The organism is Cedecea sp. P7760 (assembly GCF_013386425.1).
Lineage (GTDB): Bacteria > Pseudomonadota > Gammaproteobacteria > Enterobacterales > Enterobacteriaceae > Cedecea > Cedecea selenatireducens.
This window is the reverse complement of sequence record NZ_JACARU010000006.1, coordinates 20,945-41,625: the sequence shown is the minus strand read 5'-3', so window position 1 is coordinate 41,625 and position 20,681 is coordinate 20,945. Positions and strand designations below refer to the sequence as shown.

Annotated in this window: 17 protein-coding genes; 5 read left to right on the top strand and 12 right to left on the bottom strand. The window is 55.9% G+C overall.

Features of this window, described 5'->3' with window-relative positions:
• Positions 1-119: 119 nt before the first annotated feature.
• The 9 genes from recC to rppH form a co-directional block, all read right to left on the bottom strand.
• Positions 120-3,491 carry an exodeoxyribonuclease V subunit gamma gene (recC, locus tag HX778_RS01810; protein ID WP_176981161.1) on the bottom strand — a complete coding sequence of 1,124 codons (3,372 nt, stop codon included), beginning with the start codon at positions 3,489-3,491 and terminating at the stop codon, positions 120-122.
• Positions 3,492-3,498: 7 nt separating this feature from the next.
• A complete protein-coding gene (locus HX778_RS01805) occupies positions 3,499-3,840 on the bottom strand; it encodes a prepilin-type N-terminal cleavage/methylation domain-containing protein (RefSeq protein WP_038479294.1) in 342 nt (113 codons plus the stop codon).
• Positions 3,822-4,256: a DUF2509 family protein gene (locus tag HX778_RS01800; RefSeq protein ID WP_038479291.1), complete on the bottom strand. Its 435-nt coding sequence runs from the start codon at positions 4,254-4,256 to the stop codon at positions 3,822-3,824. The genes HX778_RS01805 and HX778_RS01800 overlap by 19 nt, the downstream gene beginning before the upstream one ends.
• Complete coding sequence (locus HX778_RS01795) at positions 4,253-4,813, bottom strand: prepilin peptidase-dependent protein (RefSeq protein ID WP_176981160.1); 561 nt, start codon at positions 4,811-4,813, stop codon at positions 4,253-4,255. The genes HX778_RS01800 and HX778_RS01795 overlap by 4 nt, the downstream gene beginning before the upstream one ends.
• Positions 4,807-5,274: a prepilin peptidase-dependent protein gene (locus tag HX778_RS01790; RefSeq protein WP_176981159.1), complete on the bottom strand. Its 468-nt coding sequence runs from the start codon at positions 5,272-5,274 to the stop codon at positions 4,807-4,809. The genes HX778_RS01795 and HX778_RS01790 overlap by 7 nt, the downstream gene beginning before the upstream one ends.
• A 186-nt stretch (positions 5,275-5,460) precedes the next feature.
• Positions 5,461-6,255 carry a thymidylate synthase gene (gene thyA / locus HX778_RS01785; RefSeq protein ID WP_008458459.1) on the bottom strand — a complete coding sequence of 265 codons (795 nt, stop codon included), beginning with the start codon at positions 6,253-6,255 and terminating at the stop codon, positions 5,461-5,463.
• A gap of 6 nt (positions 6,256-6,261) precedes the next feature.
• Complete coding sequence (lgt, locus tag HX778_RS01780) at positions 6,262-7,134, bottom strand: prolipoprotein diacylglyceryl transferase (protein WP_038479282.1); 873 nt, start codon at positions 7,132-7,134, stop codon at positions 6,262-6,264.
• 175 nt (positions 7,135-7,309) lie between these two features.
• Entirely contained in the window at positions 7,310-9,556 is a 2,247-nt protein-coding gene (ptsP, locus tag HX778_RS01775) for a phosphoenolpyruvate--protein phosphotransferase (RefSeq protein ID WP_176981158.1), read from the bottom strand.
• 12 nt (positions 9,557-9,568) lie between these two features.
• Entirely contained in the window at positions 9,569-10,099 is a 531-nt protein-coding gene (gene rppH / locus HX778_RS01770; protein ID WP_008458467.1) for an RNA pyrophosphohydrolase, read from the bottom strand.
• A 686-nt stretch (positions 10,100-10,785) separates the two neighbouring features.
• Here rppH and mutH point away from each other — a divergent pair.
• The 3 genes from mutH to HX778_RS01755 all read left to right on the top strand — a co-directional run bounded on the left by mutH (position 10,786) and on the right by HX778_RS01755 (position 13,033).
• The gene (mutH, locus tag HX778_RS01765; protein WP_176981157.1) at positions 10,786-11,472 is read left to right on the top strand and encodes a DNA mismatch repair endonuclease MutH; all 687 of its coding nucleotides are present in this window, start codon (positions 10,786-10,788) and stop codon (positions 11,470-11,472) included.
• Between the two features lie 159 nt (positions 11,473-11,631).
• Positions 11,632-11,850, top strand: coding sequence for a YgdI/YgdR family lipoprotein (locus HX778_RS01760; protein WP_008458470.1), 219 nt, complete (start codon positions 11,632-11,634; stop codon positions 11,848-11,850).
• Between the two features lie 139 nt (positions 11,851-11,989).
• Positions 11,990-13,033 (top strand): NADP(H)-dependent aldo-keto reductase, encoded by a 1,044-nt coding sequence (locus HX778_RS01755; RefSeq protein ID WP_038479271.1) that lies wholly within the window; start codon positions 11,990-11,992, stop codon positions 13,031-13,033.
• Between the two features lie 33 nt (positions 13,034-13,066).
• Here the strand turns inward: HX778_RS01755 and lplT are convergent, their stop codons facing one another.
• Both lplT and aas read right to left on the bottom strand, forming a co-directional pair.
• Entirely contained in the window at positions 13,067-14,263 is a 1,197-nt protein-coding gene (lplT, locus tag HX778_RS01750) for a lysophospholipid transporter LplT (protein WP_176981156.1), read from the bottom strand.
• Complete coding sequence (gene aas / locus HX778_RS01745; RefSeq protein WP_038479266.1) at positions 14,256-16,415, bottom strand: bifunctional acyl-ACP--phospholipid O-acyltransferase/long-chain-fatty-acid--ACP ligase; 2,160 nt, start codon at positions 16,413-16,415, stop codon at positions 14,256-14,258. The genes lplT and aas overlap by 8 nt, the downstream gene beginning before the upstream one ends.
• Positions 16,416-17,076: 661 nt before the next feature.
• On the opposite strand from aas, the gene galR reads away from it, so the two are divergent.
• Both galR and HX778_RS01735 read left to right on the top strand, forming a co-directional pair.
• Positions 17,077-18,087 carry an HTH-type transcriptional regulator GalR gene (gene galR, locus HX778_RS01740; protein ID WP_038479263.1) on the top strand — a complete coding sequence of 337 codons (1,011 nt, stop codon included), beginning with the start codon at positions 17,077-17,079 and terminating at the stop codon, positions 18,085-18,087.
• A gap of 113 nt (positions 18,088-18,200) precedes the next feature.
• A complete protein-coding gene (locus HX778_RS01735) occupies positions 18,201-19,232 on the top strand; it encodes a LacI family DNA-binding transcriptional regulator (protein ID WP_176981155.1) in 1,032 nt (343 codons plus the stop codon).
• Here HX778_RS01735 and lysA read toward each other — a convergent pair.
• Positions 19,224-20,486: a diaminopimelate decarboxylase gene (gene lysA, locus HX778_RS01730; protein ID WP_176981154.1), complete on the bottom strand. Its 1,263-nt coding sequence runs from the start codon at positions 20,484-20,486 to the stop codon at positions 19,224-19,226. The two genes, HX778_RS01735 and lysA, sit on opposite strands and share 9 nt — an antisense overlap.
• Between the last annotated feature and the right edge of the window lie 195 nt (positions 20,487-20,681).

Below are 20,681 nucleotides of genomic sequence, written 5' to 3'. Positions count from 1 at the left end.
TCATTAACAACTTTTCGAAGCTATCCGTCGAACGCCGTTGTTATACTTCGCCAGCCCTGAGCAAGAAATCGCATCATAATTGAACTCACCGGGCTGTGCAATTTTTATACAACCCTTGTTCAGGGTTGGTTGAAACGGAACAGAGGAAGCAGGTAGCGCTCGGCCTCTGTAAGTATCGCTTCGTAGTACTGGGCATCAAGGGTACGGTACAAACGTTGCAGCCAAATATCAGCGCCTTCCCCTTCAACCATATGGTTTCCTTCCCACGCAGCCAGCAGCTTAGTGCGCGCCTTCTGCTGCGTCTCCTCATCCCATAAAATGGCATTATTTAGCGGGTCATAACAGGCTTTTATCCACGCCCCACCGCTGTTATGCAGCAGCAGCAATGGCTGACGAAGCCCTTCTTTATAGCCCGCAATCAGTTGCGACAGCCAGGCCTTTGCCTCACCACTTTCCATCGCAGGGAAGCGCCACTGCGAATCTTTGCGGCCGTACAGCCGGCTTTCGCCAGCATAGCCGCTGGCACAGTGGACCAGGTGCTCAATCCACAGCTGCATACCGTGGGCTACGTTCAGCACCGAAGGGCGCCAGCGTAATAGCCCATCTGCCTGTACGTCCGACAGCCAGCCCGTCACTCTGGTTCCGTCGATATGAAGATCAACTTCACGACTCTCCCCTTTTTGTCGCTCTGCCAGCACTTTCTCAGCCAGCGTGTTCATTTCATTGCGCTGATTTTCCCAAAGGATTTCACCAAAAGCACCGTACGGCAGAACACCTGCGGCCCTATAACGCACAAACAGCTGGTGCGGATCTTCTTGCTGGACAAGGGTATTAAGCAGGTGCTGGTTTAGCTGAAAACGATCGAGCACGTCGAGGGTAAAGGGCTCTTCATCCGGTAATTCCGTATCTTCCAGACGGAAATTAATCCCCAGGCGCATTTGGAAAAATGCCCGCACCGGGTGCCGCCAAAAGCGCTGTAGCTGCTCAAGGGATATTTCGTCGCAGGGCTCAGCAGCCAGAGGTTGAATAAAGTGAGCATGTGCCTGCCCGTTGCCGCTGGCCGCTGGCAGCCACTCCTGAGCAAAGCTCTGCTGCTCGCCTTCGGCAAAGTAGTTACTGCTGTCGAAAGGCGTGCGGGCATGAAGCGTGACCAGGTGCTTTCTAACATGCTCGCTGCTGTCATCGGCGTTGCATTCGGCATCACCGGGGAGGTAATGGCTGCGGGCTACATAGTCCAGCAACTCCTCCACCAGCACTGACGGGTAGCGCCGGCTGTTATCCTGAATCGAACGGCCGATATAGCTAATGTACAGCCGCTGCTGCGCGGAAATTAACGCTTCCAGGAACAGGTAGCGATCGTCGTCCCGGCGGCTGCGATCGCCGCGCTGCGGATGCTGGCTCATCAGGTCAAAGCCCAGTGGCGCAAGCGTTCGCGGGTAGACGCCGTCATTCATGCCAAGCAGGCAAACGACCTTAAACGGAATGGCACGCATCGGCATCAGAGTACAGAAGTTTACCGGCCCGGCGAGGAATCGCTGGCTGATACGTTCCTGATCGAGACGCTGAGCCAGTTCATCGCGCAGCAAGGTTAAAGGCACAGGCTGCTGGTAGGCGGCCTCGGTTCCTTTCTCAATCATCTCCTGCCACTGCTGCTCAATCAGCGCCAGCGCCGCTTCAGTTTCACCGTCAGGCAGGAAGAAGCTGCTCAGCATTTCCCGGCACAGCGGGAGCCATTCATCCAGAGGGCGTTCCTGAGTCAGCAGCAGACGCCAACGGTTAAGCTGCATCAGCAGTTCCGCAAGCTGCCCTACCAGCTCGGCAATCAGGCCGCTGGACTCATCGTAGGGCAGGACCGAATCCCAAACCCCGGCCTGGCTTTCCATGGCATAGCCGAGCAGCATACGGGTCAGACCAAAACGCCAGGTATGCTGCCCGGTAGCCGGCAGCTCTAACTCACGCACGTTGTCGTCGTCAATGCCCCAGCGAATACCGGACTCATTCACCCATTTACGCAGGTAGCGCAGCCCTTCTTCATCAATAGAGAAGCGCGCCGCCAGCGCTGGCACTTCCAGCAGCGCCAGCACATCCTCTGCCGCAAAGCGGCTTTCCGGTAGTCCGAGCAGTAAAATAAACGCCTGAAGCGCCGGGTGCGCCTGACGTGCCCGTCGGTCAGAAATAGCAAACGGCAGCCAGCGCTCATCACGTGCGCTGCCAAACACGGCCTGAATAAACGGGCTGTAGCTATCAATATCTGCCACCATCACGATGATATCGCGCGGCGTTAGCTCAGGGTCAGCTTCCAGCATCGCCAGCAGTTGGTCATGCAAAACTTCAACTTCGCGCTGCGGGCTGTGACATTCATGAAACGTCAGGGAACGATCTTTAAGGTCCAGCAGCCGTTTGCCGTCGCTGCGCTCGTACTCATCAACCGTCAGCCCCAGGACCTGCGAATCTTTCAGCTCCAGCAGATCGTGCTGCAGCCCGTGCAGGAGATTATCTGGCTCTAAATCGACAAAAACATCGACCTCTTCAAAGCGTTCCAGCTCGGAAAGCAGGAAGGAGTAGTCGCGCCCCAATTTCCCCCAGGAAGCCAGCAGGGAATTGCCCACATCCTGCTCGCCAAGTTCATTAAACAGCGAAGAGGCTTTGTCGTTATCTTTAAACAGCGTCTGTTTCCGATCGGCCTGATGCAGGCGACGACGACGGCTAACCAGGCGGGCAAGGAACGCGGGATCTTTGATGTCCCCCCAGTAGTAACGGCAGGGGTTGGTAAACAGCACGTGGACGTCAATATGCTTACCCAGCGCCTGCAGGGCCTGAAGGTAAACCGGCGGCAGAGCGGAAATACCACAAATAAAGACGCGAGGCGGAAGTCCCGAAGGGCAAACATCGCTGTTTCCAAGAGCACTAATGAAACGCTGGTAGAGGTTGGCACGGTGCCATTCGGGCTGACCCAGCTCGGCCGTGTAGCGTACAAGCTCTGCCCACAGCGGAGCCTGCCAGAGCTGAGACTCTCCCGCACCATCGACAAGCTCTCCCTTTTCCCAGAGGCTCAGCCAGCCGGGACGATAGACGAGGTACTGGTCATAGAGGTCGGCAATGCGGGAAGACAGTTGGAACAGCTTGCGGCTGCTGTCATCCTCCCGCAGATAGTGGCTGAGCAGGGTAAATTCCGGTTTGTCGAGCATGTTCGGGATAAGCGTCATCAGCTTCCAGCTCATACTCTGCTTGTTGAAAGCACTTTCTTTAGGGATATCCGGCAACACCCGCACGAACATGTCCCAGATAAAGCTGGCCGGCAGCGGGAATTCAATGTTTGCCGCGATGCCAAACTTTTGCGCCAGAGTCATTTGCAGCCACTGCGCCATCCCGGTGCTTTGAACCAGCACGACCTCCGGCTCAAAAGGATCCGGCAGCGGCTGGCGCTCTACAATGAACTCCATGATAGCTTCCAGCACATCAAGGCGGTTGGAATGGTAAACACGCAACATGAAATCGCTACTCCTGACGTTGTTCTGACCGTGGGCAATCCAGCCTCAAAAGCTGTGCGGCTCGGCCCTCTGGGCTTGTTACAGTAACGTCGATGCTGACACATCCCAGGGAAGATGTCTGCTGTTGGCGTACATTCCATGAATCAGAAGGTGGCAGAGCTTCAAGTTCAGTCTGCTCGCGGGCCACGCGCCAGAGCTGCCTTAGCTGCCATTGACTTGTAAAACCCTGCTGCAGGACGCGGTGGTAACCTAGCAGCGCAGTCATCACAACGCCAAACAGCGCGAGGGCGCACAGAACTTCAGGCAGGCTGAACCCGCCCTGCCGGGGAATTATCGGGGCAGCTTGCATAAGTCATCATCCGGTAAAGGGCAAAAGTCGAGCCAGCCCTGGGCTGAAGCCACCAGTTCACCTCCCTGAAGTACACCCCAGCGCCACAGCGTGAACGGCACTTCATTTCCGGGAATGGAGCCGAATGCAGCAAGCAGCGCTTCGCCTTTGTCGGTTTGATGAAGGCACGCCTGCCAGTTATTACGAGCCTCAAGCCGGCACTGCCACGTTCTCTGTGGCCGCCAGCTTTGCTTTTCCCCCCACGCCAGAGCGGACCTCGCGGCAGTATGGTTTTTGATAAACTGAATTTCAGCGGCAACCTCAAAGCGCTGGGCACTCAGTTGCTGAGATAGCCCGCTCAGGATCAAAGAGCCCACGGCTAGCAGCATCAATACCATCAGCAAGGACGCACCGCCTTTCTCACGTTTGCCGCTCATAAATTTTCCCCGCTCACCACGTAGTTCACTTCGGCAGCACGCCCGCCCTGTTTTAAACTCGATGCAAGCTTGATGAGAAATAAAGGTCTGCCAGTTTTGCGATTTTGACGAGTAACGGAGAAGTGCTGCACGGTCGACTGCGCCGGGTCAGACATTCTTTCCCAGCCGCTCCCCTCGCAATGCTCTACGCCTTTTTGCGTTTCCAGGTTGCCGTTACGTAGGCGATAGCCCGTCTGTTCATTTTGACTATCCTTCGCGGTGTCCCATCGACCATTATGGTTAGCATCCCACTGCACCACCACGCAGCCTCCCTGATTCGTTAACTTCACGCCTTCGCCCTGGCACTGGCCTCGGCAATAGCCAGCCCGCTGCAAATTCTTGCCAATCGCAAACGCCATCTGCCACAGCGCCTCCTGCTGAGCGACATAGCCGTACTGCCGTAAAACCTCCAGTTGTAAAGCCGGAAACAGGCGCGAAGTACCCAGCAACAGCACGCTGCTCAGGGCCATCGCAATAAGCATTTCCAGTAGCGTAAATCCTTTCTGAGCACTCAGCATGGCTTACCTCCGGACAGTTCACACAGCCGCGTGCGCCCCCAGACTGATACCGTCACCCTCCACCGCCCGGCCTGGCTTTTCAGAACAATATGGCCGGGCCAGGCAGTGCTGCGTACACCGTAAAAACCTAAACCAGCCGTCATATCCTCCACGATGATGTCGTCAAATTCAGGTATAAAAGCCAGTCGTGGGTTAGACGAACAGTTTTCAGATACGCCGCGGCTTGCCAGACACCAGCTTTTCCCGCTCTGGTGCAGCGCTAAAAGATGGGTCTGATTGTTCCAGTTTGCGTCATTTCTCAGGCCTGAGAGAAAGTGGCTCAGCCGCTGGGCTGTCTGCCAAAGCTGCACTTTCTGCTGCCACTGGTGCCAGCCATGAAGGCCTCCGGCGCTGAGTGCGGCAACGATGGCTATCACCACCATTAGCTCAATAACGCTAAAACCACGTTGATTAATGTTCATGGCCGACAGTGTGACCAGCCGCGTTTAGATGAGCCAGCAGGCATACGCGAGGATGCGGCAAATGCCGGAAGATAACTGGAGGGTTGCAGGAATTTTCACTGCGGCCGGAAGCCGTGCCGAAGAAAAGAAATCTGGGCAAAAAAAACCGGCGCACTCAGGCACCGGTTCTGTCACGCTGGCTGTGAACTATATGGCCACAGGCGCTTTGATAGCCGGATGCGGATCGTAGCCTTCAATCTCGAAGTCTTCGAAGCGGTAGTCAAACAGCGACTCGGGCTTACGTTTGATAACCAGCTTAGGCAGCGCGCGCGGCTCACGAGTCAGCTGCAGGCGAGTCTGTTCCAGATGGTTGCTGTACAGGTGCGTGTCGCCCCCGGTCCAGACGAAGTCACCGACTTCAAGGTCGCACTGCTGCGCCATCATATGCACCAGCAGCGCATAGCTGGCGATGTTGAACGGCAGCCCAAGGAAGATATCGCATGAGCGCTGATAAAGCTGGCAGGAGAGCTTGCCGTCGGCCACGTAGAACTGGAAGAAAGCGTGGCAAGGCGCCAGCGCCATTTTATCCAGCTCGCCCACGTTCCATGCAGAAACGATGATGCGACGGGAATCCGGGTCGTTTTTCAGCTGGTTCAGTACGGTGGTTAGCTGGTCAATATAGCGCCCGTCAGGCGTTGCCCAGGAGCGCCACTGCTTGCCGTAAACCGGGCCGAGATCGCCGTTTTCATCCGCCCATTCGTCCCAAATCGTCACCTTATTTTCTTTCAGGTAGGCGATATTGGTATCCCCGTTGAGGAACCACAGCAGCTCATGAATAATCGAACGCAGGTGACATTTTTTGGTGGTAACCAGCGGGAAACCTTCCTGCAGGTTAAAGCGCATTTGATGCCCAAAAATAGACAACGTGCCGGTACCGGTACGGTCCGCTTTCGGCGTGCCCTCTTCGAGCACTTTTTTCATCAAATCAAGATACTGTTTCATGTCACCTCACGAAAGTTGCTGCTGTGGACGGCGGTAAGCCCAGACCATCATGGCGATACCGGCAACAATCATCGGAATCGACAGAATCTGCCCCATGCTGATGTACTGCACCCAGGTGCCGGTGAACTGCGCGTCCGGCTGGCGGAAGAATTCCACGATGATGCGGAACGCGCCATAGCCGATCAGGAACAGGCCAGATACCGAGCCCATCGGGCGAGGCTTACGAATAAACAGGTTCAGAATGATGAACAGCACAACCCCTTCCAGCGCCAGCTCATAAAGCTGCGACGGATGGCGCGGCAGCACGCCGTAAGTATTGAACAGCGATTGCCATTCCGGGTGCGTTGCCAGCAGGCCAACGTCTTCACTGCGCGAACCAGGGAACAGCATGGCGAAGCGGAAGTTAGGGTCGACGCGGCCCCACAGCTCACCGTTGATAAAGTTGCCGAGGCGACCCGCGCCAAGACCAAACGGGATAAGCGGAGCAATAAAGTCGGAGACCTGGAAGAAGGTACGTTTGGTGCGGCGTGCGAACCAAATCATTACGCAGATAACACCGATAAGCCCGCCGTGGAAGGACATACCGCCGTCCCAGACTTTAAACAGGTACAGGGGATCGGCAAGGAAGACCGGCAGGTTGTAGAAGAAAACATAGCCCAGACGGCCGCCCAGGAAGACGCCAAGGAACCCTGCATACAGCAGATTTTCTACTTCATTTTTCGTCCAACCGCTGCCCGGACGGCTGGCGCGGCGTCCGGCAAGCCACATGGCAAACACGAACCCAACGAGGTACATGAGTCCGTACCAGTGCAGGGAAACCGGCCCGATGGAGAAAAGCACCGGGTCAAATTCAGGGAAACGCAGATAGCCACTATTCATCTGTCACCACAAGCTATTGTTACCCCGCCAAAAAATTAAAGGCGGGTTGCAAGTACGCACCGCTATCGATGCGCTCCGAAAGCAGCGGATCATAGCACAAACGGCCTGAGTGATTGATTATGGAAGTTGTAAAAGATGTGTAATGTCCCGGTGATGCCGGGACATCTTGAATAAATTAGCGCCCGCCGCGGATCAGGCCACCCATGCCACGCCGTTCCATAAACGCCGCGACCTGGTGGCGTACTTCCGTCGCCATTTGTGCCTCAAGGCTGCGCTGAGCAAGTACTTCGGCTTCTTCCAGATGGATATGGCGCAGCAGGTATTTAATACGTGCGACAGAGCGGCCGTTCATCGAAAGATGGCGGTAGCCCATCCCTACCAGAATCGCGACGCACATCGGGTCGCCGGCCATCTCACCGCACAGGCACAGGTCGATGTTATAGCGCTCCGCTTCGCGGGCAATCAGGTTTAGCGTGCGCAGCATTGCCGGGTGCAGGCTATCGTAAAGGCTAGCCACCCGCGTGTTATTACGATCGACCGCCAGCAGATACTGGGTAAGATCGTTCGTCCCCACGGAGATAAAATCAACGCGCCCGGCCAGGTGACCCAGCATGAACACCATCGAAGGAACTTCAACCATCACCCCAAGCCTTAGCCCGGGCAGTTGATAACCTAATTCTTCTTCAACTTCCCGGCCTGCGCGATCGATCAGCCTGCGGGCATCGTCAATCTCATCAATGCTGGTGATCATCGGCAGCAGAATGCTGAGATTCCCCGTCGCCGCGTTCGCCCGCAGCATCGCACGAACCTGGATCAGGAAGATCTCTGGCTGATCGAGCGTGATGCGGATCCCTCGCCAGCCAAGGCAAGGATTTTCTTCGCTGATGGGCATGTACGGGAGCTGTTTGTCGGCCCCAACGTCGAGCGTACGCAGCGTCACCGGCTTGTCGTTAAACATCTGCAGCATGCCCTGATACTGCGCGACCTGCTCTTCTTCTGAAGGGAAACCGCTTTGCAGCATAAACGGGATTTCGGTGCGGTACAGCCCGATGCCGTCGATACGGCTGCCAAGCTGTTCTTCATGCTCGGGGCTAAGGCCCGCATTAAGCATCACCTGCACACGCTCACCGCTTTTTAGCGCAGCGGGCTGCTCTACGTCGTCTTCCGCCAGGCGGCTGAGTTCGTTTTCCTCGCTCACCAGGCGCTGGTATTCCTGCAGCAGTACCTGCTCAGGATCCACCAGCAATTCGCCGCGATAGCCGTCCACCACCAGCATGCGGCGATGCAGCACCGAAGGCTGAATATCCGCCCCCATAACGGTCGGAATACCGAGCGCACGCACCATGATGGCAGCATGAGAGTTTGCCGCACCGTCGCGCACGACTACGCCCGCAAGGCGCTTCTGCGGCAGCTCGGCAAGGGTGGTGGCCGAAAGCTCATCCGCAACCAGAACAAAGCGCTCGGGCCAGGTATTCGGGCTCTGAATAGTGTCGTCGAGGTGGAACAGCAGGCGCTGCCCCAGGGTTTTGAGGTCTCCCGCCCGCTCTTTCAGGTAGCTGTCAGAGAGGCTGGCAAACTGTTCAGCAAACTTCTCAACAACCGTTTTTACCGCCCATTCGGCCACCGAGCCTTTGTCCACCTCGGCAAAAAGCTCACGGCGAAGGCGCGCATCGGTTAACAGGTGAGAGTAAAGATCGAAGATAGCCGCGGTCTCTTTCTGAGCCCCGGCGGCAAAACGCTTGCTGTAGCGGCGAAACTCCCCGGAAGCCTCTTCCAGCGCGGCGGTAAGACGCTCACGCTCAAGTGCGGTATCCAGGGTTGATGCCTCAAAGACCTGCTCCATCAGCGGGACGGTGGTGTCCATCCAGCCTTCTGCAATGGCAACGCCAGGCGATGCCGGAAGCGCGCGGATGCGGGTCTGGCGGTACTGCCCAAACAGCGCCGCTAACTGAGACTGGGACAAAATCCCGGCCATCTGCGTGGCCAGCGTAACGAGGAAAGACTCTTCGCTCTCATCGTACTGCCGGTGTTCACGCTGCTGGACAACAAGCACCCCCAGAAGCTGACGGCGCTGGATAATAGGCACCCCAAGGAACGCACGAAAACGCTCCTCTTTTACGGCGGGTACATATTTAAAGCTGGGGTGTTTTTGCGCATCGGCCAGGTTAATCGGCTCCGCGAGCCGCCCAACCAGGCCAACAATACCTTCATCAAAGGCAAGCGTAACGGTGCGACCACGCGGTTTTTTTAACCCACGGGTCGCCATAAGGTAAAAACAGCGGCGCTCATGATCGGCGAGATAAACCGAGCAAACCTCGGTATCCATCGCAAGGCAGATATCAGTCACCAGGATGTCCAACGCCTCATTGAGGCGCGGGGCACTAGCGACCTTTTCGACTATTTCTCGCAGACGGGTGAGCATTTTTCGCGTGACTTAACCTCTTTTACGTCGCCAGGCCGGCGAGTTATTGCGTGGTGGCGTAACTTCCTGCAGTGGCATAACCACGCTGGCAAACTCTTTCATTACGCGGCGGTAAACATCGCGCTTAAATGAAACAACCTGACGAACCGGATACCAATAACTGACCCAGCGCCAGCCATCAAATTCCGGCGTGCTGCTGGTTTGCATATTGATCTCACCGTCGCTGCTCAGCAGCTGCAAAAGAAACCATTTTTGTTTTTGGCCGATACAAACCGGCTTTGTGTCCCAACGCACCAAACGTTTAGGTAATTTGTAACGCAACCAGTTTCGGGTCGAGGCAAGAATGCGAACGTCTTTTCTCTGCAAACCGACTTCTTCGAAAAGCTCCCGGTACATTGCCTGTTCAGCGGACTCGCCAGGATTAATGCCCCCCTGAGGAAATTGCCAGGAATGTTGGCCAAAACGCCGCGCCCACATCACCTGTCCCTGCCGATTACATATTACGATCCCAACGTTGGGGCGGTAGCCATCATCATCGATCACCGGACTACCTCAAAACAAACTTAGATTGCATCGATTGTTTCATACAAGTGTCAGGCGGTAAACCACTCTCTCGGCGGCGTTTGCATGGAATAACATTTGAATAACTCACAAAAGATAGCCGGGTTATAAACAGGGGCAGCCAAAACCAGCCGTTTTATTCACTTTTTCTGTGGATATAACTGTGAAGAACTAACGAATTACATCGGGACAACTCGGGACAAGTAAAATCAGGAGCAATCCGAACACATATTAAAGTCTTTATATATCATAACCATAATACTATAAAAATGACACATCGCTTTCATAATGTGACGATCGTCACATACGAAGATCGTCGACTGATGAAAGATCGAACAATGTCGTTTTTATCCACAGATTGTGCAAACAAGTTAGGCACAAATCGGTGAAAAATTGGTTTTTACCGCCCCGTCAAGGCTGTAAATGGAACCAGTAGTCGAGCTTTTTCCCAGTTATCCCATTTTTCTGTGGATAACATGGTGTAAGATCCTGTTCATTGCCAGTGACCAGATTTGGAAAAGCTTTTTTCATGCCGCCACAACGAAACGGCTGACTTAAAAAAATCATTATAAATCAGAATATTGTTAATCTTATCCTCAGACGACTAAACTAAACTTTCGCTGTGAACAAAGTGCGTTCATTTTTTAACCAAAAAACATCAACGAGCTATGCAACCGATACGTCCCCTAATTACGCCCCCAAAGAGTGAAGCCGAACTGCTCCAGCAGGCCCAGCAGGTAGCCGGTTTTACCCTGGGAGAACTGTCGGCCTGCGCCGGGCTACAGACGCCGAAAGACCTGAAAAGAGACAAAGGCTGGATTGGCGTTTTGCTGGAGCTGTGGCTGGGCGCCAGCGCGGGCAGCAAGCCCGAGCAGGACTTTGCTAATCTCGGCATCGAGCTTAAAACGATCCCGGTGGATAGCCTTGGCCGCCCGCTGGAAACCACTTTTGTGTGCGTCGCGCCACTAACCGGTAATAGCGGCGTTGTCTGGGAAACCAGCCACGTGCGGCACAAGCTCAAGCGCGTGCTGTGGATCCCGGTGGAAGGTGAAAGGCAAATTCCACTCGCCGAGCGGCACGTTGGCTCTCCTCTGCTCTGGAGTCCCTCAGAAGAAGAAGAGCGGCAGCTGCGTCTGGACTGGGAAGAGCTGATGGACTTGATTGTGCTGGGCCAGGTCGAGCGTATTACCGCCCGCCACGGCGAAGTGCTGCAGCTGAGGCCCAAAGCCGCCAACAGCCGGGCATTAACCGAGGCCATCGGCGCCGATGGTGCGCCTATTCTCACGCTGCCACGCGGCTTTTATTTGAAGAAGAACTTTACGGCTGCGCTGCTCGCACGGCACTTCACGCTCTAAGCGCTGCGGTAGGGAAAGGCAATCCAGGTTTATGTCAGTACACGCCGGAGAATGTTACATTTCCCTCGCCCTAATAAGAATTTGCTGCTTTCCTTCCCCTGTTCATCAGGTTATTACTAGACTTATTAACGGGATCCCTTCCTGACGAGGAACACAACGATGACTAAATGGGCAGTAGCAATCTCCGCCATTGGTCTTGCCTTTGCCGTTTCAGGCTGCAGCAGTGACTATGTGATGGCAACCAAAGATGGACGAATGATTTTGACCGAAGGTAAACCTAAGGTTGATGAAGACACCGGTCTGGTCAGTTATCGCGACCAGCAGGGTAACGAAATGCAGATCAACCGCAACGACGTTTCCCAGATTATCGAGCGCTAATCTCAGGGTCAGCCCACCGGCTGGCCTGGTGACTTTTCTTGCCTCCCCTCTTTCGCTTTGCCTCGGCCTCTGCCATGTTTATAGACCTTTTGTCGGGTAACGATGCCTGACGTATCAAAAGAACAACAGGAAGCCGGCTATGCACTATCACCGTATCCCCCACAGTTCACTTGAAGTCAGCACGCTGGGGCTGGGAACCATGACCTTTGGTGAACAAAACAGCGAGGCCGATGCCCACCAGCAGCTCGACTATGCCGTCAGTCAGGGCGTGAATCTGATTGATGTCGCGGAAATGTACCCGGTGCCCCCGCGCCCGGAAACTCAGGGCTTAACGGAAAGCTATGTAGGAAGCTGGCTGAAAGCGCGCGGCAACCGCGAAAAGCTGGTCATCGCCTCTAAAGTTAGCGGCCCGGCCCGTAATAACGACGCGGGCATCCGCCCTAACCAGATCCTCGACCGCAAAAACATTCGTGAAGCGCTGGACGCCAGCCTCAAGCGCCTGCAAACCGATTATCTGGATCTTTACCAGGTTCACTGGCCGCAGCGCCAGACCAACATGTTCGGCAAGCTCGGCTACACCTGGAACGACACAACGTCGCTGCCGGTAACGCTGCTGGAAACGCTCGAAGCGCTTACGGAGTGCCAGCGTGCCGGGAAGATTCGCTATATCGGCGTCTCGAACGAAACGGCCTGGGGCGTGATGCGCTACCTGCAGCTTGCTGAGAGACACGATCTGCCGCGCATCGTCACGATTCAAAACCCGTACAGCCTGTTAAACCGTAGCTTTGAGGTTGGCCTGTCTGAAATAAGCCAGCACGAGGGCGTGGAGCTGCTCGCGTATTCTTGCCTCGCCTTTGGCGTACTGTCGGGCAAATACCTGAACGGGGCAAAACCGGCTGGCGCCCGCAACACGCTCTTTAGCCGTTTTACCCGCTACAGCAGCGAACAGTCACAGAAAGCCGTTGCGGCCTACGTCGAGATAGCGAAACGCCATAATCTGGATCCGGCGCAGATGGCGCTGGCCTTCGTTCGCCGTCAGCCGTTTGTCGCCAGCACGCTGCTCGGCGCCACCACGATGGAACAGCTTAAGACCAACCTTGAAAGCCTGAATCTGACGCTAGGTGAAGAGGTGATTGAGGAGATTGAAGCGGCGCATCGGATTTATACTTATCCGGCTCCGTAAGAAAGTTCGGCCCTCCAAAAGAGGGCCTTACTGCTATTTCTGCTTGATTTGCCACAGCCAAAGCGCGCTAATCGCCAGCGCAAACACCGCACCAAACCCGATCCCAATCCCAACAATCGACGCCCCGGTTTTCACCGCCAGCGAGAACAGACCGAGCATCAAAAGCATGGCGGTATTTTCGCCCAGATTCTGCACGGCGATCGCGTTGCCCGCGCCAACGGTGTGCTTGCCGCGTTCCTGGAGCTGCGCGTTAAGCGGCACCACAAAGAAACCACCCAGCAGGCCTATCAGCACCAGTAAGGCATAGGATGGAAGCAGAGCGTGCTGGAGAGCAAAAATAAGCACTCCGACGCCTATCAATATTCCGGCAGGCATGCAGCGGGCAACGGTTTCGAGCGTCACCAGCTTCGCTGCGGCCCCGGCCCCCACCACAATCCCGACCGCAACCATCGCATTCAGGTAGGTAGGCGTGGCGTTATCCGTGATCCCCAATGCAACCGGCACCCACAGCACCAGCAGGAAGCGCAGCGTCACGCCCGCCCCCCAGAACAGGCTGGTACCCACCAGCGAGAATCGCGTTTCCCCGCTGCGCCACAGGCTGCGGCAGGCGAAAAAGAAGCTGTGGGTCATCGGCTTAAAGCGCCAGGACTGACCGGGACGCGCCGCGGCAAGTTTAGGGATAAAGACGTTGGCTATCACCGCCCCGCCGTAAACCAGCGCACAGACCACCAGCGCCGCCGTCAGGTTCCAGTCCGCCAGCACCCCACCAGCCACCGACCCAAGCAGGATAGCGGCAATGGTCGAGGACTCCATCAGGCCGTTGGCTTTCACCAGCCTGTCCCCGGTCGTTAACTCGCCGAGAATGCCGTATTTAGCCGGGGAATAGGCCGCCGCGCCAATGCCTACGAGCGTGTAGCCGACAAAAGGATTCAGCCCCACCGCAATCACCGCTGCGCCGACAAGCTTCATGCTGTTGGCCAGCATCATCACTCGCCCTTTGGCGAAACTATCGGCCACCTGCCCCACAAAAGGTGCAAACAGGATGTAGGCGCCGACAAACACCATCTGGAGCACCGGCTGGCTCCAGTCCGGGTAGAACTGCTGCTTGAGCACCGCGAGCGTCGCAAACAGCAGCGCATTGTCGCCAAAGGCCGATAAAAACTGCGCCGCGGTCACCGCCATCATGCCCCGGGACCACAAAGAACCGCTATTGCCAGCCTGTTCAGCCATGGGCCTTCTCCGCTTCATCAACCTGTGCTTTCAGGGTGACAAAATCTGGTTTTCCGCTGCCCAGCACCGGCAGCTGTTTGAGGAAGCGAATATCGCGCGGCACCGCCAGCTCGGGCACGCCGTGCTCACGCGCATAGCGCAGAAGTTTTTCGCGGTTAAGCTCGCTGTCGGTGGTAAACATCACCAACGCTTCGCCTTTGGCCGCATCGTGCTTAACCACCGTGGCATGCAGTTTGTCAGGCGAAATACCGATCGCCATCTGCTCAACCATCTCAAGTGATACCATCTCCCCGGCGATTTTGGCAAAGCGTTTCGCACGCCCCTGAATCACGCAGTAGCCCTGCTCATCAAAGGTCACGATATCGCCGGTGTCGTACCAGCCTGGCTCCATTTCGCCGAGACTGTTCTCGGCTTCTGGCCGCTCCAGCACGCCTGGATTTTCAACGCGCAGATAGCCGTTCATGATGTTTGGCCCCTTGAGCTGCAGCCTTCCGCCCTGCTCAATGCCGGGCACCGCCAGCAGGCGAGCGTCCATCGCCGGGAGAATACGCCCCACCGTCCCCGGCTTCGCCGCCATCGGCACGTTAATAGAAACCACCGGCGCGCATTCGGTCACGCCGTAGCCTTCCAGAACGCGCAGGCCAAACTTGTCCTGCCACAGCTGTTTGGTGCTTTCCTGCAGTTTTTCTGCCCCGGCGACCACATAGCGCAGGCGGAAGAAATCATAAGGATTGGCAAAGCGCGCATAGTTACCGAGGAACGTCGAGGTGCCAAACACGACCGTACAGTTACGGTCATAGATAAGTTCAGGCACCACGCGATAGTGCAGCGGGCTTGGATAGAGGAACACTTCCGCGCCGGTCAGCAACGGCGTGAACAACCCCACCGTTAGCCCAAAAGAGTGGAACAGCGGCAGCGCGGACATAAAGCGATCGTCAGCGGTAAAGTCAGCGATGGTGCGAATCTGCTCGACGTTGGCCAGCAGGCTCTTATGGCTGTGCACCACGCCTTTCGGGTTGCCCTCCGAGCCGGAGGTAAACAGCACCATCGCCGCGTCTTCGGGCTGCTGTTTCACCTGCGCCAGGTGCGGCGCAAGCAGATGGGCAAAGATCCAAACTTTGTCCTTCATGGTGACCGTAGATTTCAAATCTTCCAGATACACCCAGCGCACCTGCGTCAGTTGTTCCGGCAGATGCCACAGTTTGCCCTTTTCCAGAAATTGGCGAGAGGTGAAGACAGTTTTGATTTGCGCTGCGGTAATCGCGCTGGTCAGCCCTTTTACGCCGGCCGTGTAGTTCATCATCGCCGGAATACGGCCGCGGGAAGAAGCGCCAAAAATTACCGCCGCGCTGATAGCCGCATTCGGCAGCATTAAACCAATAGTTTCGCCCTGCTCGCTGTATTTATCGAGGATTCGGCCCACAAACAGAGTTTTAGTCAGCAGTGAACGGTAGGTATCTGGCTTAAAGTTAATGTCTTCAATGCAGTTTTTGCGTGAACCATAGCGATCTTTTGCCGCCAGCAGAGCCTCAAAAAGCGTCTCGCGCGGGCGCACCGCCATTCGCGCTTCCATCATTATCTGATGCAGCATCTCGCCGGCCATTTTGCGGCGATCCCTTGCCCGTGGCGCTTCCGGCATTGCAATGGCGGTTGGCGGCAACAAATGCAGGCTAATACGTGGGAAAGCCCGACGTTTTACCAACCCTTTCAGGCGACTAAAGAAGGTCAGCTCCGCGCCGTCGATACGTAAAGGGACAACCGTTGCCTGGGCTTTTGCCGCCACAAACCCGGCTCCGTCGTAGATTTTCATCAACGAGCCGGTCAGGCTGATACGTCCTTCCGGGAAAATCACTACCGGACGGCCCTGCTCCACCAGGCGAACAAGGTGCTTAATCGACATCGGCTTGGTCGGGTCAAGGGGCACAAAGTCAATCAGCGGCTTGAGCCAGCGCATAAACCACTGCTCGCTGATCGAAGAGTAGACCGCAAACACCGGGCGCACCGGCAGAAACAGCGCGACGAGGATCCCATCCAGAAACGACACGTGGTTTGGAACAATAAGCACCCGCTGTAAATGAAGAACCTGCGGATCGCCGGAAAGGGTTACCCGGAACAGAATGCGGAATAGCGCGCGGAAAAAAGCAAAAAGCATAGCGACTCTCTTTGTCGTCTGTCGGCAAGCGTTAAGTGTAGAGTCGAAGAGTACACCAGATGCGTTAAGTGCGGGAGGGGGCTCAAAAAATGGCAAAAAAAAACCTGCGCATCTGCGCAGGTTGGTGCAAAAGAATTGTACTCAGCAGAGTACCAGGAATTCTCACCAATCAATACCTCTGGGATCTGAATTGTCTCGCGCCACTGGCGGTGAAACCAGCGGCAAAAAGCAAGGGAATGAGCCCAAGTGCAACCAGGTGTTTAAATTCTCGATTCTTGTTACAGGCGGCGGGATTCAGGCAAAAAAAAACCTGCGCATCCGCGCAGGTTGGTGTAATTCATAGGATCAGCAATTAGTCGCTGACTTCACCTATCAATACCTCTGGGACAACAAATGTAGCAGCGACGCCTTCATTTTAGCTACGCTGAAATCGCAACAGCCGACTGCAAAATGTAAGCAAAAATTTGGGCAGAAACGTTTAAAAATCCGCAAGATGCACTAAAAAGAGGCAGCTCGTTGAGACAGGTGTAACCGTTACACGCTTTCGCCTTGATTTTGTTCCAGTTTGCGAGGCATTCGTCAGTTGTTGCCTTGCAGTCACAAGGGTTTTCCGTAACACTAAACGCTGTGTAAACGATTACCCCTAACAGGAAGGTATTTGATGGCGACAATTAAGGATGTAGCTCGGCTGGCTGGTGTCTCTGTTGCCACGGTATCACGCGTTATTAACCACTCTCCAAAAGCCAGCGAAGCCTCAAAGCAGGCGGTGAACAGCGCCATGGAAGCGCTAAACTATCATCCTAACGCTAACGCCCGAGCGCTGGCTCAGCAGGCCACTGAAACCATTGGGTTGATCGTCGGCGACGTTTCCGATCCCTTTTTTGGTGCCATGGTGAAAGCCGTTGAACAGGTCGCCTACCGCACCGGCAACTTCCTGCTGATCGGCAACGGCTACCACAGCGAACAAAAAGAGCGCCAGGCCATCGAGCAGCTTATTCGTCACCGCAGCGCGGCGCTGGTCGTTCACGCCAAAAAGCTCCCGGACGAAGAGCTTATCTCCCTGATGAAGCAGATCCCCGGCATGGTACTGATCAACCGCATCGTGCCAGGGTTCGAACAGCGCTGCGTTGCGCTGGATGACCGCTACGGTGCCTGGCTTGCCACCCGTCATTTAATTCAGCAGGGCCACACCCGCATCGGCTATATCTGCTCAAACCACCAGATTTCAGACGCAGAAGACCGCCTGCAGGGCTACTACGACGCGCTGCGCGAACACAATATTCCGATTAACGAACGCCTGGTGACCTTTGGTGAACCCGATGAAAGCGGCGGCGAGCAGGCCCTGACGGAGCTGCTGGGGCGTGGCAAAAACTTCACCGCCGTGGCCTGTTATAACGATTCGATGGCCGCAGGGGCAATGGGCGTGCTGAATGACAACGGGATTGATGTTCCAGGCGAGATTTCGCTGATTGGCTTTGATGACGTGCTGATTTCACGCTACGTGCGCCCGAAGCTGACCACGGTTCGCTACCCGATTGTAACCATGGCAACTCAGGCGGCGGAACTTGCGCTGGCGCTGGCCGAAAACCAGCCGCTACCTGAAATTACCCACATGTTCAGCCCGACGCTGGTGCGTCGTCACTCGGTCGTTTCCCCGAACGAAAATAGCTAAAGCGTGATCTGGTACGACAATTTGCACGGCCAAACGGCAACGCCGCTTGCGCGCCAAACTCCTGTGATAAACTGCTGTAAAATCGCGACAGCGTCCAGATCGGGAAGGAAACAATGGTAACAATGTTAGATGTCTCGTTACGCGCAGGGGTTTCCAAAGCGACGGTATCTCGCGTGTTAAACGGCACCGGACAGGTTAAAGCAAGCACCCGCGAACAGGTGTTTAAGGCCATGGAAGAGCTGGGCTATAAGCCTAATTTTCTGGCACGTTCGCTCGCCAACCGCAGCAGTAACAGCATCGGGCTGGTTGTCTCCACTTTTGATGGTTTTTACTTTGGCCGCCTTCTGCAGCAGGCTTCACGCCGCACGGAATTCTACGGCAAACAGCTGATCGTCACCGACGGGCACGACACGCCTGAAAAAGAGCTGGACGCCGTGCAGATGCTGGCGGACAGGCACTGTGACGCTATCGTTCTCTACACCCGTTTTATGAGCGAGCGGGCGCTAATGTCGCTGATGAACGCCATCCAGGTACCGCTGGTGGTAATTAACCGCGATGTCACCCAGGCACGTGAACGCTGCGTCTTCTTCGAACAGCAGGATGCCGCCTTTCAGGCCACCGAATATCTGATTCAGCAGGGGCACAGAGAGATAGCCTGCATAACCGTGCCTATCTCCACGCCAACCGGCAAAGCGCGCCTGATGGGCTACCGCAAAGCGCTGCAAAAACACGGCATTGCGTGGGATGAAAACCGGGTGAAGTACGGGGATTCGACCATGACAGAAGGGCACCATTTGTGCCAGGAATTGCTGGCCAGCGGCGTAACCTTCAGCGCCTTGTTCTCCTGCAACGACGATATGGCGCTGGGCGCATCCAAAGCGCTGCACCAGGCCGGGATTCGCATTCCGCAGGATATCTCGCTGTTTGGTTTTGATGACGCGCCAAGCGCGCAATGGCTGGAGCCGGCGCTGTCATCCGTCTATCTGCCCATCGACAACATGATTATTACCGCCATCGATCGGGCCATTAAGCTCTCAAGCGGCGAGCCGTTAGAGCCAATCCCGCCGTTTGTAGGTACCCTGGTGCTGAGAGATTCCGTTGCACCCGGCCCCTGGTTCGAGGCCGGAAGAAAGATCTCAAAGTAGCTCGAGCGCCAGCAGCTCCTGAATAGTCTGGCGGCGGCGAATCAGGCGCGCGCTACCGTTATCAAACAGCACTTCAGGCAACAGCGGGCGACTATTGTAGTTGGACGACATAGAAGCCCCGTACGCGCCGGTGTCGTGCAGCACCAGGTAGTCACCCGGTTTTACCGGCGGCAGCAGGCGGGTTTCAACCTTGCCGCCTTCCTGCTGGGTAAACACATCCCCGGACTCACACAGCGGCCCTGCCACCACGGTCTCTCTCGGCTGCAGTGCAGCAAGCTCGCGACCATCTCCCGCCAGGGCGGAAATATGGTGATAGCTGCCGTACATAGAAGGACGCATAAGATCGTTAAAACCGGCGTCGATCAGCACAAAGTGACGGGATCCCATATCTTTCACCGCGCGCACCTGCGAAACCAGCACCCCGGCTTCAGCCACCAGGAAACGCCCGGGTTCGATCTCCAGCTTCACCGGGTGCCCCAGATGAGCAGCAATTTTCTCGCGCGCGGCATTCCACAGGCCGTAGTAATGATCGGTGTCGATCGTTTCCTCGCCTTCACGGTAAGGAATAGACAGCCCGCCGCCCGCGGAAATTGCCTCAAGATCCTGCCCGAAGTCGATCACCTGCTGCACCATCGCGCCGCACACCTGCTCGAGGTGGCCATAGTCCACGCCTGAGCCAATATGCATATGAATACCGACCAGGTGGATGCCGTAGCGCTGCATTGCTTCCAACGCTTTGGGCATATCGCTCAGCCAGATACCGTGCTTGCTGTTTTCGCCGCCGGTGTTGGTTTTTTGGCTGTGACCGTGGCCGAAGCCCGGGTTAATGCGCAGCCAGACGCGGTGGCCCGGCGACACTTCACCGAGCTGGTGCAGCATATCCACGGACCCGATATTGACCGGGATTTTCTGCTCTGCCACCAGCGCCAGCGTGGCGTTATCAATCACGTCGGCGGTAAAAACGATATCGTCCGGATTTTCCAGCGGCTTATAGCCCGCCGCCAGCGCACGCTCGATTTCCCCCTGCGACACCGAATCCACCTTCACGCCCTGCTCGCGCATCAGCTTTAGGATATGAATATTGGAGCACGCCTTCTGGGCGAAACGAATCACATCAAACTGGCGCAGCTGAGCAATCTGCTGGCGAATAATTTCAGCGTCATAAACCCATACCGGACAGCCGAATTCGGCGGGCAGGGTCAGCAGGTTTTGCGCATTCAGCGCGGTGGTGGTGTCGTGCAGCGAGCGAGGCATGGTGAACTCCGGGTAACTGTCATTTGCCTCTATTACGCCACAGAGCGTGAGTGATAAAAAATATCGTTTTCGAGCAAGTCTATTCAAATATGATATGGTTTAGAGATTATCCCCTCACCCTAACCCTCTCCCCAGAGGGGAGAGGGGACAATTCATCCCCCTCCCCCTCATGCAGACCAGGTCTTCCCCCTCGCC

Excerpts from the sequence above, each read along its gene's own strand:
- recC (WP_176981161.1), bottom strand. The coding sequence starts at position 3,491 with ATGTTGCGTGTTTACCATTCCAACCGCCTTGATGTGCTGGAAGCTATC.
- HX778_RS01805 (WP_038479294.1), bottom strand. The coding sequence starts at position 3,840 with ATGCAAGCTGCCCCGATAATTCCCCGGCAGGGCGGGTTCAGCCTGCCT.
- HX778_RS01800 (WP_038479291.1), bottom strand. The coding sequence starts at position 4,256 with ATGAGCGGCAAACGTGAGAAAGGCGGTGCGTCCTTGCTGATGGTATTG.
- HX778_RS01795 (WP_176981160.1), bottom strand. The coding sequence starts at position 4,813 with ATGCTGAGTGCTCAGAAAGGATTTACGCTACTGGAAATGCTTATTGCG.
- HX778_RS01790 (WP_176981159.1), bottom strand. The coding sequence starts at position 5,274 with ATGAACATTAATCAACGTGGTTTTAGCGTTATTGAGCTAATGGTGGTG.
- thyA (WP_008458459.1), bottom strand. The coding sequence starts at position 6,255 with ATGAAACAGTATCTTGATTTGATGAAAAAAGTGCTCGAAGAGGGCACG.
- lgt (WP_038479282.1), bottom strand. The coding sequence starts at position 7,134 with ATGAATAGTGGCTATCTGCGTTTCCCTGAATTTGACCCGGTGCTTTTC.
- ptsP (WP_176981158.1), bottom strand. The coding sequence starts at position 9,556 with ATGCTCACCCGTCTGCGAGAAATAGTCGAAAAGGTCGCTAGTGCCCCG.
- mutH (WP_176981157.1), top strand. The coding sequence starts at position 10,786 with ATGCAACCGATACGTCCCCTAATTACGCCCCCAAAGAGTGAAGCCGAA.
- HX778_RS01760 (WP_008458470.1), top strand. The coding sequence starts at position 11,632 with ATGACTAAATGGGCAGTAGCAATCTCCGCCATTGGTCTTGCCTTTGCC.
- HX778_RS01755 (WP_038479271.1), top strand. The coding sequence starts at position 11,990 with ATGCACTATCACCGTATCCCCCACAGTTCACTTGAAGTCAGCACGCTG.
- lplT (WP_176981156.1), bottom strand. The coding sequence starts at position 14,263 with ATGGCTGAACAGGCTGGCAATAGCGGTTCTTTGTGGTCCCGGGGCATG.
- aas (WP_038479266.1), bottom strand. The coding sequence starts at position 16,415 with ATGCTTTTTGCTTTTTTCCGCGCGCTATTCCGCATTCTGTTCCGGGTA.
- galR (WP_038479263.1), top strand. The coding sequence starts at position 17,077 with ATGGCGACAATTAAGGATGTAGCTCGGCTGGCTGGTGTCTCTGTTGCC.
- HX778_RS01735 (WP_176981155.1), top strand. The coding sequence starts at position 18,201 with ATGGTAACAATGTTAGATGTCTCGTTACGCGCAGGGGTTTCCAAAGCG.
- lysA (WP_176981154.1), bottom strand. The coding sequence starts at position 20,486 with ATGCCTCGCTCGCTGCACGACACCACCACCGCGCTGAATGCGCAAAAC.